Consider the following 16,745-nt stretch of genomic DNA (forward strand, 5'->3'; position numbering starts at 1 on the left):
TTTCAATCGTCTGAGACCAAAGCCAAAACGCGCAGTGGTCAGTTCGTTTGCTAAGATAGGCATACGCGCGTGAACCGCAAAACTGCTATAAACAAAGAAGCCCTGCAACCAGGGTTGCAGGGCTTCTGATTGATGCCTGATAATTAAGCTTAAAGTGCTTTTTTATACAGTTCTGAAACGGCATCCCAGTTTATTACGTTCCAGATCGCAGCCAGGTAATCAGGGCGTTTGTTCTGGTATTTCAGGTAATAAGCATGTTCCCAAACATCAATACCAAGGATTGGTGTACCTTTTACTTCAGCAACATCCATAAGCGGGTTGTCCTGATTTGGCGTTGATGACACAACCAGTTTCTTGTCGGCGCCGACAGAAAGCCAGGCCCAGCCAGAACCGAAACGGGTCGCTCCGGCTTCAGAAATTTTTGTCTTCAACGCATCAAAAGAACCGAAAGTTTCATCAATCGCTTTCGCCAGGTCGCCGCTTGGCGTACCGCCTTTATTCGGACCTAAAATATTCCAGAACAAAGAGTGATTATAGTGACCGCCGCCGTTGTTGCGTACAGCTGCGGGATGCTTCGAGATATTTTTAATCAGGTCTTCGATACTTGAATTCGCCTCAGGTTTACCTTCAAGCGCCTTGTTCAGGTTGGTCACATAAGCCTGGTGGTGTTTGCCATGGTGAATTTCCATGGTTGCTTTATCGATGTGTGGTTCGAGCGCATCGGTTGCGTATGGTAACGCAGGTAATTCAAAAGCCATATGATTTAATTTTTAGGATTTAAAAAATTTCTGAACAAATATAACATTCCCTCCTGCAGTTTTGTTCAATACTTTGTCATGTTAGTCCCGCCGGCTTGCAAAAAAACGCTTCATCAGCCCGGCACATTCCACAGCCCTCACACCTCCCTGAAGTTTAGTTTTCGGGTGCAGGATGGATCCGCCTTTGGAAAGAAATCCGCGCTTTTCTTCACGTGCCCCGTAGACGATCCGCCCGATTTGCATCCAGTAACTGGCACCGGCACACATGACGCATGGCTCAATGGTAACATACAGGGTACAATCTTTCAGATACTTACCGCCGAGTGTCTGGGCTGCTGCTGTAAAGGCCTGCATTTCGGCATGTGCGGTAACATCATTAAGCCGCTCGGTCAGGTTGTGTCCACGGCCTACAATGCGGTTCCTGCAAACCACGATTGCACCGATAGGAATTTCTTCAAGGCTGTATGCAAGCTCAGCTTCACGAAGTGCATGCCCCATGTAAAAGTCATCCTGCTGCGGCTGTGGCTCTTCCTCTTCAAAACTGAAAAAACTCATAAACTTATTTTAAACGGCTTCCATTTGGTACCGGGCGTTCAACAGTCGTGATCACAATTGCGCCGCTTTCATCTTCAAAACCGGTAACCAGAAACTTAGAAAAGAACTTGCCTATCTGTTTTTTCGGAAAGTTAACGACGCCTACGATCTGTCTGCCGATCAGTGATGCCGGTTCATATAAAGCCGTAATCTGGGCGCTGCTTGTCATGACACCGAACGGCCCGAAATCTACCTGCAATTTGTAAGCAGGTTTTCTTGCCTCAGGAAAAGCAAGTACGCCGATAACCGTCCCGGCTCTCAGTTCAACCTTTTCAAAATCGTTCCAGCTAATCTCATCCATGATCATGATCTTATGGCTCAAACTTAGCATTTATAGCCCGAAACATCGGTCTGTTTTTTTATTTACCTTTGCGGGATGGTTGAGGTAATTCTGAAGAAAGGCAAAGAAAAAGCTGCTATACAGCGACATCCCTGGGTATTTTCCGGTGCGGTAGAAAAGATCAAAGGCAGTCCGGAAGACGGCGATGTAATTCGCCTTGTCGCATTCGACAAGGAGTTTCTTGGCTACGGATTTTTCAACAGCCGTTCCCGCATTGCCGTTCGGCTTATGGAATGGAATGAAGAACGCCAGATTGATGACACCTGGTTTGAAAGCCGCGTTGCACAGGCAGTTTCCGCGCGTCGCAGCCTGCTGAACGATCAGACTGACACCTGCCGCATTGTTTTCAGCGAAGCTGATTTTTTACCCGGACTTATCGTTGACAAATACGGCGATTTTCTTTCCCTGCAGATACTGAGTGCCGGAATGGAGAAAAAAAAATCCCTCCTCATCAATATTCTGGTAAAGGAGCTGCAGCCAAAGGGCATCTTCGACAAAAGCGATGCCTCGGCCCGTGAGCATGAAGGGCTCTCAGCCGGTACGGGTCTGCTGTGGGGCGCGCAGCCACCCGAATTTTTACCTGTAAAGGAAAACGGCATCGTTTACCACGTAAACATTGCTGAAGGACAGAAATCGGGCTTTTACTGCGACCAGCGCGAGAACCGCCTGCTGCTTTCGGGTTATGCAAAAGACAAAGATGTGCTCGATTGTTTTTCTTACAGCGGCGGCTTCAGCCTGAACAGCCTGAAACAGGGCGCTGCCCGGGTAACCAGTGTAGACAGTTCAGCGCTGGCCATCGAAACCCTGCGTCAGAATGTCCAATTAAATAACCTGGACCTGTCGAGGTCAGAATCCATCCAATCTGATGTCAATAAACAACTGCGTGCTTTTCGCGACGCAGGCCGTACCTTCGATATCATCGTGCTCGATCCGCCAAAATACGCGCCGTCGCGTTCTGCTTTAGACCGGGCCGCCAGGGCTTACAAAGACCTGAACCGGCTTGGCATGCTGCTGCTGAATCAGGGCGGGCTACTGGCTACGTTTTCCTGTTCAGGCGCTGTAGACATTGAGACATTTAAACAAATCATTGCCTGGGCTGCCCTTGATGCAGGAAAAGAGGTGCAGGTCATCAGACAATTTACGCAGCCGGAAGATCACCCGGTTAGGCTATCCTTCCCCGAAGGAGAGTACCTGAAGGGCCTGCTGGTCAGGGTCCTCTAATTTTTCCCGGATGCTGAATCCGCCGGCAGGCGATTATATTCACCACGCAGGGCATAGTAACCGAAAATAACCAGCCCGGTGCAGATGGGAAGAAAGATAAACAGGATGATTCCCCATTGTAAGGCCGTGTTGGTGCGTTCGGCGCCTTCAGCGGCCAGGTTGATTTTCTCATAGGCCTGCGCGGCCAGAAAGATGATGGCTGCAGGGCCAAGTACGATCCAGACAACGCCCAGAATCTTCTTTATCACGTCCATTGTTCAGTTTTTAATCGTTAACATTTTCTTCCTGGCGGTTATTCAGGTAAACAGCTCCGATTACAAAGCTCAGTGCAGCTATAGCAATGGGATACCATAAGCCCGACAGCGGCGTTGCGCCCGGGAAACTGGCAATGAGCGTTGCAATAAAAGGAACAAGCCCGCCGAAAACGCCATTGCCAATATGGTAAGGCAGCGACATGGATGTATAGCGTATTCTTGTCGGAAATAGTTCTACCAGAAAGGCGGCTATAGGCCCGTAAACCATGGTTACCAGCAGAACCTGTACAAATACGAGTGCCACGAATTTCCAGAAGACAGGGTCTGAAAGTTTTTTGTCGCTATAGCCAACGTGGGGCTCCCTTGAAATAACCTGACCACTTTCAATCGTGTCTGTTTCCGTCTTCAGGTAACTCATACCAGAAGCCAGATGAAAGCTCTGTTTTCGCAACCTCAATCCAAGGTTACTCCCGCTGATGGTTTTAATCTCTGTAACCGGCTCGCTAACTTCCACGACCTCAGTCGCCGGAATAGCTTCAACATGCGTGTCATCAAGGAACTGCTGGTAGATAGGCCGGTACAGTAAAATGCCGCCCAGCATGCCCAGCAGCATAATCCATTTGCGTCCGATGCGGTCACTCAACGAGCCAAAGATTACAAAAAACGGCGTTGCAAAGGCAATTCCCCACAGCAGGATATAACGGGAAACGTTAAAATCAAGCTTACATGTGTTTTCAAGAAATGACTGCGCGTAAAATTGTCCTGTGTACCAGATAACTCCCTGCCCCATCGCCGCGCCGAAAAGAGCCAGCAGCACCATTTTGAAATTGGTTTTGCGGCTGAAACTCTCCTTAAGCGGGTTCGTTGCAACTTTACCTTCAGACTTTAGTTTGCTGAACAGTGGCGATTCGTGCATCCGCATGCGGATATAAATTGAAACAACAACCAGCAGAATGGAAATTAGGAAAGGAATACGCCATCCCCAGTCGGCAAAGGCCTCAGCTCCGATCAGGTTTTTACTGATCACGATCACCCCCAGGGAGAGAAATAACCCTAAAGTTGCCGTGGTCTGGATCCAGCTGGTGAAAAAACCCCTTTTTCCGGCAGGCGCATGTTCGGCAACGTAAGTCGCTGCACCGCCATACTCCCCGCCGAGTGCCAGCCCCTGTACAAGCCTCAGCACCAGCACGAGTATCGGGGCGGCATACCCGATCGACTTGTATGAGGGAATCAGGCCGATCAGAAAGGTCGAACCGCCCATAAGCACAAGCGTTAATAAAAAGGTATACTTACGGCCAATAAGATCGCCCAGCCTGCCAAACACGAGGGCGCCAAATGGCCTCACAATAAAACCTGCGGCAAAAATTGCCAGGGTGTTGATCAGCGCCGATGCGCCTGCATCATCAGGAAACAGCTGCGTACCGATAATGGCAGCCAGGCTGCCGAAAATATAGAAGTCGTACCATTCAATCAGTGTTCCGAGCGACGAGGCCCCGATCACCCGGAAAATGCTGCGCTCAGGCAGTGCGTTACTCATAAAGATTTAATTTGGTGTTTATAAAGATATCCTTTTTTTCGGGATAGCCTATTCCACAACGATGTTAAAAAGACCAGGCGTCTGAAAACATTTAAAGCACTCGATTGTACTTAAGAATTTAAACCCATACAATGCTTCTCGTTCAGAATATCCGATTTTCGCGCATTTTGCGCAACACCTGGCAGGTAGACCTGATTATGATCGTCTCCTGCACGGCTGCTTACCTGATACGCGAATTCCTGATTGCGCATCACCTTGAAATACCCTCCATTATCCCGACAGTTTTAGGTACTGCTATCGCTTTTTTTATAGGCTTCAACAACAACCAGGCTTATGACCGGTGGTGGGAAGCCCGCAAAGTCTGGGGTGCGCTGGTAAATGATTCGCGCTCCTGGGCACGTGGTCTTATCCATTATGTAGACCCTGCGGATATTGTACTTGCACGCGCTATGGTTTTCCGTCATATTGGTTTTTTGTATGCACTAAAAGCAGCGCTTCGCGGCGAAGTCCAAAACTTCAGGGCAGAATACCTTACAGTAGAAGATGAACTGGCCATTGCCGGTCACAGCAACCTGCACAATGCCATACTTTCCCTGCAATCGCGCGACCTGCAACGGCTTGCGCAGAACAAATCGATAGACAGTTTCCGTTTTATCGAGATGAATGAACTCCTTGTCAAGTTTTCTGACGAGATGGGCATGTCTGAACGGATTAAAAATACAGTCTTCCCAACAACATACAGTTACCTGACAAAGGTGTTTATCTGGCTGTTTGTGGTGTCGTTCACGCTCGTAATCAGCCAGTCGATGGGTGTATGGTCTATCTTTATGGGCTGGATCATTGGGTTTGTATTTGTCTCAACCCAGATAAATGGCATGAGCCTGGTAAATCCCTTTGAGAATAATTCGGCCTCTATTCCACTGAACTCAATTACAAGAACCATAGAGATCAATTTGCTGCAAATGCTGGGCGAAAAAAATGTACCGGCACCGGTTAAGCCAATCAACGACGAATATATTCTTTAATTCGTTTTTTGTCTGCGGGTTGCAGCGCGCCCGACGGCTATGCTAAGCAAAAAGAGAATGAGAAAAAAAGCAGTAATGGCGACACAGTTCAGCAAAACCCTGCCAAGGCCGAGCTGCGTAATGTTTACGAAGGGATAAGGATACCAGCCTGTAAAAGATCCGCGCACAAGTGTATAAACAAGATAGGTTGCAGGATATAAAAGCCAGCTAAGCAGCTGTCCGGATGGCATATTTCGTTTGTCTGTGAAAAGCAGCCAGAATAACAGGAACCAAACCGGGTTAAACGCATGAAGCAGCTCATTCACGATCCATTGCAAACCTTCGGGGGCCCACAGACTTCTGAGCACGACATTATATATAGCGCCTACCACAAAAATATTGATCATCAGCGCAGTTTGCGTAACCGGCCGTTCGAAAAAGGCTGAAATTCTTCCCTCATGTCCGAACAGCAGCGCGGCATAACAGACCATGATCAGGATATTGGTAAGGATGGTATAAAAGCTCAGAAAATTTATCAGCGTGCCGATAAATGAAAGTCCACCGCGGTCAATATTCAGATAAAGCTGCACAACGACTGCGAACAGGGCAGTCAGAAATCCTGTCCAGATAAAAAACGATTTTGACCAGGATTCTGTGCGCATCAGGGTGTTGGCGGCGAATTACGCAGTTTCACAGGTTTTTTGCCTGAATTCTTTTTCATGCGGAGATTCAGCAGCTCAACGAGTACCGAAAAGGCCATTGCGAAATAAACGTAACCTTTCGGAATATGTTGGTCAAAACCCTCTGCAAGCAATGAAACGCCGATAAGAAGCAAAAATGACAATGCGAGCATCTTTACCGTGGGGTGTTTGTTTACAAAATTCCCGATCGATGCCGCCGAAACCATCATGATACCTACTGCGATGATAACAGCTGCGATCATAATTTCGATGTGGTCGGCCATACCAATAGCGGTAATTACTGAATCAAGCGAAAATACGACATCCAGGATCAGGATCTGAAAAATGATACCTGCAAAAGAATGCACTTTTGATTTGTTTTCGCCTTCTTCCTCGCCTTCCAGCTTGTTGTGTATTTCGTGGGTACTTTTATAGATCAGGAAAAGACCACCCAGGATCAGGATCAGATCGCGGCCCGAAACCGCAAGCTTCTGCATCCATTCTGCATTGGTAATGCCAATCCAGTCGCCAACGTTAAACAGCGGTGAGGTAAGACGCATGATCCAGCTGAGCGAAAAAAGAAGCAGGACGCGGGTTATCATGGCAAGTCCCAACCCAATCTGGCGGGCTTTTTTCTGCTGCTCCTGCGGCAGTTTGCCTGTAAGGATCGAGATAAATACAATGTTGTCAATACCCAGTACGATTTCAAGTACGGTAAGGGTGACCAGCGATATCCACGCTTCGGGCGTGCTTAAGAATTCCATCAGGTAAAAGGTTTATCCTGCGAATATAAAAAAAGCCCGCCGATGTTACTGCGGCAGGCCTTGTTTTATTAAAGTATTTATCCGGATCAGCGAAAGGTTACTCCGCCATAATCTGAATTGATTTTTACAACAGACCCGCCGCTGCCGATCTTGCCCTGATACCGGCGGCTTGTATGGTTGTCATCTGCTATGCTGCGCGCAGATATCCGGTTGTTGCCGCCGTACCGCAGGTTCGAATAATTCGTCTGAACATCAAAATCTCCATTGAAGTCATCGACAAATCCAAGGGAGATATCGGCATACTGACCGTTCACCACCAGCGACCTCACGCCGGCACCGACCTGACCAATGGAAAGTTTATTATAAGTTACGCTAAAGCGGCCGTCACCCCTGAGGTTACTGATATTTACGTCGGTATAATCTGCGTCAAGGCTCAGGCTGCGCACATTGCCAAGCAGGAGGCTCCCGTAGTCAAGCCTGATGGATGGATTCGCACTTTTAATCTCCCGAATGTTTACCCTGACATATTGTGCACTCAGGTCGAGCGAACCAACTGTTCCTAATGTAAGCCCTTCGCCATACTCCTGCCTGATGAGTGCATCGTTTGCTACGCTACCAATAGTAACTTTAGCATACTGTGCATGCAGATTAAGGCCTGAAGCGGCACCGATCGTTATGCCTGCGCCATATTCATGACGTATATTGGCCCGATTTAAGGCTTCTACAGTCGTTTTTCCGTACTGTGTACTGATAGATACGGCACTATTGGTCAGTTTAACAGCGTTGAAATTTCCGTACTGCACGTTGGCTGTCAGCGGGCCTGAAAAATTCCCCATCTCTACGTTTCCATACTGATTGGTTACATTGAGGCTGTTTACCGTTGGCAGGTAAACCACGTAATTTACCCGCACTTCGCGCCGTCCGCGCTTGCCGCCGCTAAACCAGCTGCCCCACTTGCCCCGGTTGTCGTCTATATTGGTGCGGTAAGTGACGACGTTTCCGTTTTGGCTGGCCTGTATGGTCACACCGTCCAGGAGGCGCCGTGCATCTTCGGTTTCAGTCGCATAGGCCTTGATCTCGACTTCTGCACGCACTTCCATTTTGTCCCAGCTTTTGATCTGCACTTCGCCAAACTGGTTATTGATCACCACCCTGTTTGAGCGGTCTACCGAAAAAGATTTACTGAACACCTTTCGCAGTACCGGATCATCGGAAGGATCTGATTGCATAAAAACGACAGCCGGGCCTGATGGCTGTACCGGTGCGGCCGGTGGCGCTGGTGGCACTGGTGCAGTGAGATGCGCGGCATGCATTGCCTCAGCAGCGGCACGGGCGCTTGCCGACCGGGCAAGTACGGCCCGGGTTCCGGCTTCCCGGCTAACTCTTAGCTGATGCCCCTGTTCCTGAGCATAGAGCCGCGCTGTAAGGAGCAACAACATGAACGCGGCGAACGTTAATTTTTTCATAATTGATCTTCTTTTTTATTGCCGTTAACCTGATTGGCTATCAGCAATTGTTGATTTAAGATTCCAAGCTGAATCTCCCTGTTCTTAACCATAGCCTTTACGACCAGTGTCGGGTTCGGGCTTTGAGGTAATTCTTTTTTTAACTTTTCGTAGTCTGCATCCAGCTTTTCCAGATCCAGACTAAACTTCTTAGACAGCTCGGGCTGGTTTTCTGTGAGCACCTGCAGGCTGTCCCTTTTTTCTTCGATCATACCTGCAAACCGCACTTCGCGCTGTGCAATTGCCGGATTAACGTCTGCGATGTCTACGGGACCACCCTTTTGCGGCTTTACTGCGAGCAGCCAGAATATGCCTGAAATAATGACTATTGAAGCGGCTATCGATGACCACATGTAAAGCCTCAGCGACTTTTTTGGCTGCTGCCCGTCGAGTGCCGCCTCTATTTTATCCCAAACTGCGTCTGATGGTTCAAAAACATCAAAATCCCGGCGGTTCTGTTTAACGAAGTTTTCAATGTTGTTTTTCATCTTGCTATTCCCCTTTTTTCTAAAATCTCTACTAACTTTTTCTTTCCCCTCATATACTGGCTGCGGCTCGTTGCTTCACTTACCTGGAGAATATGTGCAATTTCTTCATGGTCGTACCCTTCCAGGAGATACAAGCTCAATACCACCCGGTAACCGTCGGGCAGCAGCATCATGGCCCGTCTGATCTCTTCTGCCTGCAGCTGCTGAGACATCAGATCTTCCGGTGCTTCATCTGCCACCTCAACATCGTCAACGCTGACCAGCTCGACCTTACGTTTTCGCAGGTAATTTATCGACCGGTTAATCACGATCTGCTTTAGCCACAAACCGAAAGTTGTTTCCTGTCTGAAATCGCTGATCCTTGTAAACGCATCAAGAAAAGCCTCCTGCAGCACATCTTCTGCTTCAGCCTCATCATTCAGTATTCTGACAGATACATTGTACATGGCCTTTGCATACAATTTGTACAAGTCAAATTGCGCTTTGCGGCTGCCCTTGCGACAGGCTTCCACGAGCGAGCTGTTTTTATCGATATATACCGCTTCCAAGATGTTAGGTTCTGGATAAAAGACAGCGGCAGTTTACAAACGTTGCACGTGAATAAAAAAAAATTTAAATGACTGCCGTCTTTTTTGTTCAAGATACCGGTATGCCGATAAAAACTGAGTTCGTTAAGCTGAAAATCCTTATTTTTGCGCCTTAAACTATACGCATCATTATGTTAAGAACAGCGACCTGTGGCCAGCTTAGCCTCAACAACCTTGGAGAAACGGTTACCCTGAGTGGATGGGTACAAAAATCGAGGGACCTTGGCGGCATGACCTTCATTGACCTTCGCGACCGCTACGGCCTGACCCAGCTTGTTTTTAATATGGATGATAACAGCGAGCTTTGTCAGCAGGCCCGCCAGCTGGGCCGCGAATTCGTGATCCAGGTTAGCGGAACCGTCATCGAGCGCACTAACAAAAACCTCAAGATCCCAACCGGAGAAATTGAAATCAAAACAACCACGCTTCAAATTCTGAACGCTGCGAAGCTTCCTCCTTTTCTTATAGAAGACGACACCGATGGAGGCGACGAACTGCGCATGAGATACCGTTACCTTGACCTGAGACGTAACCCGGTTCGAAACAACCTGGTGTTACGACATAAAATGGCACAAGCCATCCGCAGGTATCTCGACGAGCTCAACTTCATCGAAGTAGAAACCCCGGTTCTGATCAAATCTACTCCTGAGGGTGCACGCGATTTTGTTGTGCCAAGCCGCATGAATCCAGGTGAATTTTACGCCTTGCCGCAATCGCCGCAAACGTTCAAACAGCTGCTGATGGTTTCGGGATTTGACCGGTATTTTCAGATTGTCAAATGCTTTCGCGACGAGGACCTCCGTGCAGACCGGCAACCTGAATTTACACAGATCGACTGCGAAATGTCTTTCATCGAGCAGGAAGACATCCTGATCACTTTTGAGGGCCTTGTAAGAACGCTGTTCAAAGAAATAATGGGTATCGACCTGCCTGAAGTTCCGCGCATGCAATATGCGGATGCCATGCGCCTGTATGGCTCTGACAAGCCTGATACCCGGTTCGGCATGCAGTTCGTTGAACTGAATGATCTGGTGAAAGGTAAAGGTTTTGGTGTTTTTGATTCGGCAGAGCTGGTAATCGGAATCAATGCAAAAGGAGCTGCATCATATACACGGAAACAGCTCGATGAACTGACCGACTTTATCAAGAGACCGCAGATTGGCGCCACCGGACTGATCTATGCCCGATTCAATGAAGACGGCAGCATCAAATCGTCGGTAGATAAGTTTTTTGATGAGCCTGCGCTGCAGGAATGGGCCAAGGCCTTTGGCGGCGAGAAGGGAGACCTTTTCCTGATCATGGCCGGAACCAAAGATAAGGTACGCAAACAAATGAATGAGCTTCGCCTGGAAATGGGCAACAGGCTTGGCTTACGTGATAAAAACAAATTTGCCGCACTGTGGGTAGTCGACTTTCCGTTGCTGGAGTGGGATGAAGAAAGCGGGCGTTACCATGCCATGCACCATCCTTTTACTTCACCGAAGCCGGAAGACATTGCGATGCTGGACAGCCAGCCGGGCGAAGTGCGTGCGAATGCGTATGATATGGTGATTAACGGGACAGAGATTGGCGGCGGATCAATCCGTATCCATGACCGGGAACTGCAGTCGCTTATGTTTAAACACCTTGGCTTTAGCCCCGAGGAAGCGCAGCACCAGTTCGGTTTCCTGCTTGACGCCTTCGAATATGGAGCGCCGCCACATGGGGGTATCGCATTTGGGTTCGACAGGCTCAGCTCTATCTTTGCCGGTCTGGACAGCATCAGAGATGTGATTGCATTCCCTAAAAACAACTCGGGCCGTGATGTCATGATCGACAGCCCGTCTGCGATAGACCAGAAGCAAATGGACGAACTTAGCATCCGTTCAACTGTAAAATAAAAAAAGCGCGGCTCAGAAAGGGCCGCGCTTTTTTTTAATACGTTTCGCTATCCGGCGGTATGCCGTAGTCGACAAATTTTACCGCTTTCTTCTTTTTATCTTTGCCCTGTATCAGGCCTGTAACCCAGTTTTTCGCTGAATTAAATGCCCCGGTGAGATGTTCGGCGTCCAGAGACTTACCAAGTTTGCCCGAAACAAGCGAGACAACGGTTTTGGTAATAAGTCCCGAACCTCTGAAAATTGTTTTATTCAGCAGTCCCGGCAGGAACAGTGACATCAACGTGCCGCTGAGGTTCAGTTTGTCATCGGCCTTGAGCAGATTGCTGCCCGTAACATATTTTTTGAACAGGTTACCGGGCGTGAACTGTTTCACATAATTTTTCGCATCATGCGCCAGAAGGTCGCCCTTTAATTGATAATCAACCTTAAGGGTCAGCACCTCTCTGTGCAATTCTTCGAGGTTACGGATGTTGTACTTTTTCCTCATCTTCTTCTTTATCGGCTAATTTGTTAAAGTATTTCCTGATGGAAATATTGATAATCGCTTTCTCGATATACTTGTCTTTGGTAAAGTACACGATCAGGGCCAGGGCCAGGTAGATCAGGGCTACGCAACCAAAACCACGCGTATAACTTCCCAATACATCAGAAAGGAAAAGCGCAAGGGTAAAGGTTCCGAAAAGGAAAGCCAGAATGAAACAAACAGCCACAGTCAGGTTGGTCACGAGGTCAGCAAAGATCTTTGATGCCTTTTCGACCACGTACAGTCTCATGTACTCTTTCCGGGTGTCAATGTAATCTTTAACCTGGACAATGATGTCCTCGAAAGTTTTCTCTTTGTCAGTTTGCTCCATACTGGGTAGAATTTAGCTGGAAGGGAGCATATCCCTTTCCAGCTGGTCGTATCTTAGATAAAAGCGCGACTATGCGTGCTCGATTTCGTCGTTGTATTCTTCTTCTTCGCCGCGCAGTTTCGTTTTAATCGAACTGACCACTTTGTCTTTCAGGTTAGCAAGGCTGTTAATTTCATCTGCAGCCTTGTCTCTGATTGAATCGCCAAGATCTTTTAATGATTCGCTTAATTTGTCGCGGGTATCGCTTCCTTTATCAGGGGCGAAAAGAATTCCCAATGCGGCTCCGGCTGCCAGACCAGCCAATAAGGCGACCAATACTTTTGAGTTATCGTTCATGGTTTTCTGTTTTTTTAGTGTTTACAAAGTTATTTTCCAGTTATAACTTGGTGCGTCATCAATGTTAATTTTTATAACTGATTTTCGTCGCCAATTGTTTTAATCTTTTCAAGTCTGTCTGATGCCAGCGTACTTGTTTCGTAGATCCTGACCAGCAGGATAAAGTATGACAAGAGCAGCGGTCCGAATACCAGCCCGAGAATGCCAAACAGCGGAATTCCAATAATTACACCGATCACTGTAATGATCGGGTGAATATTTCCTACACGCTTCGCAATAATAAACCGCAGCACATTATCAATGTTGATTACAACAACAAAACCGAAGATCAGCATAGCCCAGGCCGCAAAGTTGTTGCCATTAGCCATCTGTAACAGGGCCGCAGGAACGAAGATTACCGGCGGACCGAGCACCGGCACAAATGATATAAACGTGGTCACGACACCCCAGAAGAGCGGGTCTTTATAACCCAGCACGTAAAAAGCAAGGCTGACCAAGGAACCCTGCACCAGCGCGATAAATCCCTGCCCCACCACGTTGGCATAGGTGGTGTTGCGCATCTCCTGCCCGAAGAGCAGCGCATTCTGTTCGCGCATGGGTGCATACTTTATTAAAGCGGCCTCGAAGCGTTCGCGCTCAATAAGCATGAAATAAAGCAGAAAGTACATGATCAGCAACCCGAGAATGATATTGAAGGCTCCGGTAATCAGCGAAGGGAACAAGCCTGTAACCCAGGTGCCCGCTTTGCGCAGCCCGTCTTCAATAAAATTCTGCACCGTCGAATTTACCGGTACCAGGTGTTTGACCTTATCAAGCACCTTCTTGAAGTAGCCAACATTGTTATTAAGCTCTGCAATTTTCTCAATAACCATACTGCTCAATGCATAGAATGGCAGCACGATCACAACCACAGATATGAATATCATCAGGATAGCCGCGACACTGCGGTTCCAGCCGCGCTTTTCGGCGAGGTAGACGTAACCGGGTCGCAGGACCGTGTACATGACCAGCGTGGCCAGAATAGATCCGAAAATACCCTGCAGGGAGTATGCGATCAGCATACCCAATGCAATGATGATAATCAGATTGATGTTATTGCGTTGCTTATAAGAAAAGAAAGACATGGCGGTGCTGAACTGACTATGCTACAAACAATCGGCTGTAATTGTTTTAAGTTAGTCCTTGCGGCTTATTGCCTTCATTTTGTTATACAAGGTCTTGCGGTCAATATTCAATAGTTTTGCAGCCTTGGTTTTATTGAAGTTCACTTCCTTAAGCAGTTTCAGAATGGTTTCATACTCCGCTTCAAGCGCGGCCGCTTTCAGATCCCGTGGTTTCTCCTCTGTACGTAAGGGCTGTTGTCCGCCGGTTTCTGCCGAAACATTTGAGTAGGTAGAAATTTCCAGCGGAAGCGCCTTAACCTGCACCTCATCGCCCTCTGTGAGCAGGGTTGCCCGCCTGATTACGTTTTTAAGTTCACGAACGTTGCCCGGCCATTTGTAGTTAAGAAAACATTCAATCACCTCGGGCGAAAAGCCTTTGATCTGGCGGTTTAGTTCCCGATTCGCCTCACCCAAAAAGTTTTCGGCAAACAGCAGGATGTCTTTTCCGCGGTCGTGAAGCGGCGGCAGGTGGATAGAAAATTCGTTGAACCGGTGATAAAGGTCTTCCCTGAACCGTCCTTTCTGTATGGCGTCCTGAAGATTCTCATTGGTGGCAACAATGAGCCGCACATCCAGATTGATCTCTTTTGTGCTGCCGATCCTTTTCACCTTTCGCTCCTGAACCGTACGCAGCAGAATAGCCTGCACCTCATAAGAGAGGTTGCCAACTTCGTCAAGGAACAAAGTACCGCCGTTAGCCATCTCGAAGTGCCCTATTTTTGTGTAGAGTGCGCCGGTAAAAGCGCCTTTTTCGTGACCAAAAAACTCGCTTCCTGCAAGCTCTTTTGTAAGTGAACCGCAATCCATGGCCACAAAGGGCTTGTCTTTACGCGGACTGTTCAGGTGAATTGTCTTGGCTACAGACTCTTTTCCCGTGCCGCTATCGCCGGTCAGGATTACGCTGTAGCTTGTTGGTGCAACAAGCTTGATCTGCCGGGTCAGTTCTTTCGAGGCACCGCTTTGTCCCACAACGAATGCCTCATCCCGTATATAAGTAATTTCTGGTTTCTCCAGCTGTTTTACCTCGCTGGTGCTGGTTTTGCTTTTGGTGTCATTCAAAGCAATCTGTGTTTCAATTGCCTTGTTGACCGTATTCAGAATTTCATCAGGATAAAGCGGCTTGGTGATATAGTCATAGGCGCCGAGTTTGATCAGCTCGACAGCCAGCTTGATATCTGAATAACCGGTAATGATGATGACACCGGTTTTTGGATACAGGTCCTTGATTTTGATCAGCATCTCCCGACCGTCAGTATCTTCGAGGCGGTAATCACATAAAACGAGGTCGTAATCACCTGAAGCCAGGTGTTCCATGGCTGCAGAGCCACTTAGTGCCGTGGTAACCTCATAAGAATTTCTGGACAGAAATTTAGACAACAGGACCCCGGTGTTAATTTCGTCGTCGACGATCAGTATCTTCTTCATAACAGATAAGCCAGGTAGGCGTTCCCGTAAAGATACGTAAATCCCCAGATTCCGGGAATATTTTTCTACACTTCCAAATTCTGATGCAGCTTATGGGAAATAATTATCCCATTATTCCCCCTTAAACTCCGGCTTACGTTTCTCCAGGAATGCCTTTGTGCCTTCTTTGAAATCGGCCGTCCCGAAACATGCACCAAAGCCTGCGATTTCCGTTTCGAAACCCTCCGGCGTGCCTGCTTTGTTCACAGCCTGTATGGCGGCCGAGATGGCGAGCGGGGCGCGGGAGGTGATTTTTGCCATAATCTCCCTTGCTTTGGCAAGCAAACCTTCCGCTTCAGTAACATGATTGATCAAACCCCACTGCAAAGCATCTTCAGCCGGAAGCATATCTGCGGTTGCGATCAGTTCAAATGCTTTTCCCTTGCTGATCAGGCTGCTAAGCCTTTGTGTGCCGCCGTAGCCCGGTATCAGACCTAAAGCGACTTCGGGAAGGCCAAGTTTAGCCTGTTTGCTTGCAATTCTGATATGGCAGGCCAGGGCCAATTCTAATCCGCCCCCGAGGGCAAACCCATTTATAGCCGCGAGAACCGGCTTGGGGCAGTGCTCTATCTTGTTAAACACGGTTTCCTGCCCGGTTCGGGCCAGCTCCTCACCTTCAGCAGCTGAATAGGAAGCAAATTCAGCAATATCTGCCCCGGCAACGAAGGCCTTCGGGCCGGCACCTGTGAGAATAATCCCGCGGACACCTTTGTCTTCTGCTGCAGCAGTGATGGCTGATGAAAGTTCAGCCAGGGTTTCCCGGTTAAGCGCATTTAGCTTCGCCTCACGGTTAATGGTGATGACCTGCACCAGGTTATCGGTCTCTATTAATAAATTCTGATACGCCATTGTTAAAAGTTTCTGTTTTCCTTCACCCAACCTGAAATGTAGTCGACAATGCTTGCCATACTCGTTCCCGGTGGAAAGAGTTCGCCGACACCAAGCTTCTTCAGCGCAAGCATGTCATTTTCCGGAATAATTCCACCCCCTGTTAACAGGACATCATCGAGTTTTTTCTGTTTCATGATTTCAATTACCCGCGGAAAAACGGTCATATGTGCCCCGGACAGGATCGAGATGCCGATCGCGTCTACATCTTCCTGCAGCGCGGTATTCACCACCATCTCTGGCGTCTGCCTGAGACCGGTATAGATCACCTCCATGCCGGCATCGCGTAACGAAGTAGCAATGACCTTTGCGCCGCGGTCATGCCCGTCAAGACCAACTTTTGCAACCAGAACGCGGATGGGCCGCTTTAATTCGTTTTCCATGTGCTCTCTGAAAGATAAAGTAAATGTAGAAATTTTAGCTACTTA

Annotated in this window: 20 protein-coding genes; 3 read left to right on the forward strand and 17 right to left on the reverse strand. The window is 48.2% G+C overall.

The features are described 5' to 3' along the window. Positions 1 to 149: 149 nt before the first annotated feature. From EJV45_RS15015 to EJV45_RS15025, 3 genes are all read right to left on the reverse strand, one after another. Entirely contained in the window at positions 150 to 758 is a 609-nt protein-coding gene (locus EJV45_RS15015) for a superoxide dismutase (RefSeq protein WP_129716814.1), read from the reverse strand. An 81-nt stretch (positions 759 to 839) separates the two neighbouring features. After that, complete coding sequence (locus tag EJV45_RS15020) at positions 840 to 1,313, reverse strand: nucleoside deaminase (RefSeq protein WP_129716816.1); 474 nt, start codon at positions 1,311 to 1,313, stop codon at positions 840 to 842. 4 nt (positions 1,314 to 1,317) lie between these two features. After that, positions 1,318 to 1,653 (reverse strand): tRNA-binding protein, encoded by a 336-nt coding sequence (locus tag EJV45_RS15025; RefSeq protein ID WP_129717283.1) that lies wholly within the window; start codon positions 1,651 to 1,653, stop codon positions 1,318 to 1,320. Positions 1,654 to 1,728: 75 nt separating this feature from the next. Between EJV45_RS15025 and EJV45_RS15030 the strand changes: the two genes are divergently transcribed. Continuing rightward, positions 1,729 to 2,913, forward strand: coding sequence for a class I SAM-dependent rRNA methyltransferase (locus EJV45_RS15030; RefSeq protein WP_129716818.1), 1,185 nt, complete (start codon positions 1,729 to 1,731; stop codon positions 2,911 to 2,913). On the opposite strand, the gene EJV45_RS15035 is transcribed toward EJV45_RS15030, so the two are convergent. Together EJV45_RS15035 and EJV45_RS15040 are read right to left on the reverse strand one after the other, a co-directional pair. Beyond that, the gene (locus EJV45_RS15035; protein WP_129716820.1) at positions 2,910 to 3,167 is read right to left on the reverse strand and encodes a DUF6814 family protein; all 258 of its coding nucleotides are present in this window, start codon (positions 3,165 to 3,167) and stop codon (positions 2,910 to 2,912) included. The two genes, EJV45_RS15030 and EJV45_RS15035, sit on opposite strands and share 4 nt — an antisense overlap. Before the next feature lie 10 nt (positions 3,168 to 3,177). Beyond that, positions 3,178 to 4,704: an MFS transporter gene (locus EJV45_RS15040; RefSeq protein ID WP_129716822.1), complete on the reverse strand. Its 1,527-nt coding sequence runs from the start codon at positions 4,702 to 4,704 to the stop codon at positions 3,178 to 3,180. Positions 4,705 to 4,835: 131 nt separating this feature from the next. Between EJV45_RS15040 and EJV45_RS15045 the strand changes: the two genes are divergently transcribed. After that, a complete protein-coding gene (locus tag EJV45_RS15045; RefSeq protein ID WP_129716824.1) occupies positions 4,836 to 5,729 on the forward strand; it encodes a bestrophin family protein in 894 nt (297 codons plus the stop codon). Here the strand turns inward: EJV45_RS15045 and EJV45_RS15050 are convergent. The 5 genes from EJV45_RS15050 to EJV45_RS15070 form a co-directional block, all read right to left on the reverse strand. Continuing rightward, on the reverse strand, positions 5,726 to 6,370 hold the full coding sequence (locus tag EJV45_RS15050; RefSeq protein WP_129716826.1) for a Pr6Pr family membrane protein: 645 nt from the start codon (positions 6,368 to 6,370) through the stop codon (positions 5,726 to 5,728). The genes EJV45_RS15045 and EJV45_RS15050 overlap by 4 nt on opposite strands. Next, positions 6,370 to 7,152, reverse strand: a complete 783-nt coding sequence (locus tag EJV45_RS15055) for a TerC family protein (RefSeq protein WP_129716828.1) — start codon at positions 7,150 to 7,152, stop codon at positions 6,370 to 6,372. Before EJV45_RS15055 ends, EJV45_RS15050 begins: the two co-directional genes overlap by 1 nt. 86 nt (positions 7,153 to 7,238) lie before the next feature. After that, positions 7,239 to 8,618 carry a DUF4097 family beta strand repeat-containing protein gene (locus EJV45_RS15060; protein ID WP_129716829.1) on the reverse strand — a complete coding sequence of 460 codons (1,380 nt, stop codon included), beginning with the start codon at positions 8,616 to 8,618 and terminating at the stop codon, positions 7,239 to 7,241. Continuing rightward, the gene (locus tag EJV45_RS15065; protein WP_240755299.1) at positions 8,615 to 9,145 is read right to left on the reverse strand and encodes a hypothetical protein; all 531 of its coding nucleotides are present in this window, start codon (positions 9,143 to 9,145) and stop codon (positions 8,615 to 8,617) included. The genes EJV45_RS15060 and EJV45_RS15065 overlap by 4 nt, the downstream gene beginning before the upstream one ends. Then, positions 9,142 to 9,693 carry an RNA polymerase sigma factor gene (locus EJV45_RS15070; RefSeq protein WP_129716832.1) on the reverse strand — a complete coding sequence of 184 codons (552 nt, stop codon included), beginning with the start codon at positions 9,691 to 9,693 and terminating at the stop codon, positions 9,142 to 9,144. The genes EJV45_RS15065 and EJV45_RS15070 overlap by 4 nt, the downstream gene beginning before the upstream one ends. Before the next feature lie 170 nt (positions 9,694 to 9,863). On the opposite strand from EJV45_RS15070, the gene aspS reads away from it, so the two are divergent. Next, a complete protein-coding gene (aspS, locus tag EJV45_RS15075; RefSeq protein ID WP_129716834.1) occupies positions 9,864 to 11,612 on the forward strand; it encodes an aspartate--tRNA ligase in 1,749 nt (582 codons plus the stop codon). Between the two features lie 34 nt (positions 11,613 to 11,646). On the opposite strand, the gene EJV45_RS15080 is transcribed toward aspS, so the two are convergent. The 7 genes from EJV45_RS15080 to EJV45_RS15110 form a co-directional block, all read right to left on the reverse strand. Then, the gene (locus EJV45_RS15080; protein WP_129716836.1) at positions 11,647 to 12,099 is read right to left on the reverse strand and encodes a hypothetical protein; all 453 of its coding nucleotides are present in this window, start codon (positions 12,097 to 12,099) and stop codon (positions 11,647 to 11,649) included. After that, positions 12,074 to 12,466: a phage holin family protein gene (locus EJV45_RS15085; protein ID WP_129716839.1), complete on the reverse strand. Its 393-nt coding sequence runs from the start codon at positions 12,464 to 12,466 to the stop codon at positions 12,074 to 12,076. Before EJV45_RS15085 ends, EJV45_RS15080 begins: the two co-directional genes overlap by 26 nt. A gap of 69 nt (positions 12,467 to 12,535) precedes the next feature. Continuing rightward, positions 12,536 to 12,802 carry a YtxH domain-containing protein gene (locus EJV45_RS15090; protein WP_129716841.1) on the reverse strand — a complete coding sequence of 89 codons (267 nt, stop codon included), beginning with the start codon at positions 12,800 to 12,802 and terminating at the stop codon, positions 12,536 to 12,538. 71 nt (positions 12,803 to 12,873) lie between these two features. Further along, the gene (locus EJV45_RS15095) at positions 12,874 to 13,926 is read right to left on the reverse strand and encodes an AI-2E family transporter (protein ID WP_129716843.1); all 1,053 of its coding nucleotides are present in this window, start codon (positions 13,924 to 13,926) and stop codon (positions 12,874 to 12,876) included. Positions 13,927 to 13,977: 51 nt separating this feature from the next. Then, positions 13,978 to 15,390: a sigma-54 dependent transcriptional regulator gene (locus EJV45_RS15100; RefSeq protein WP_129716845.1), complete on the reverse strand. Its 1,413-nt coding sequence runs from the start codon at positions 15,388 to 15,390 to the stop codon at positions 13,978 to 13,980. A gap of 111 nt (positions 15,391 to 15,501) precedes the next feature. Next, on the reverse strand, positions 15,502 to 16,278 hold the full coding sequence (locus EJV45_RS15105) for an enoyl-CoA hydratase/isomerase family protein (protein WP_129716847.1): 777 nt from the start codon (positions 16,276 to 16,278) through the stop codon (positions 15,502 to 15,504). A gap of 2 nt (positions 16,279 to 16,280) precedes the next feature. Then, positions 16,281 to 16,700, reverse strand: coding sequence for a cobalamin B12-binding domain-containing protein (locus tag EJV45_RS15110; protein ID WP_129716849.1), 420 nt, complete (start codon positions 16,698 to 16,700; stop codon positions 16,281 to 16,283). Positions 16,701 to 16,745: the final 45 nt, after the last annotated feature.

The organism is Pedobacter sp. SYP-B3415 (assembly GCF_004138205.1).
In the GTDB taxonomy this organism is placed as follows: domain Bacteria; phylum Bacteroidota; class Bacteroidia; order Sphingobacteriales; family Sphingobacteriaceae; genus Pedobacter.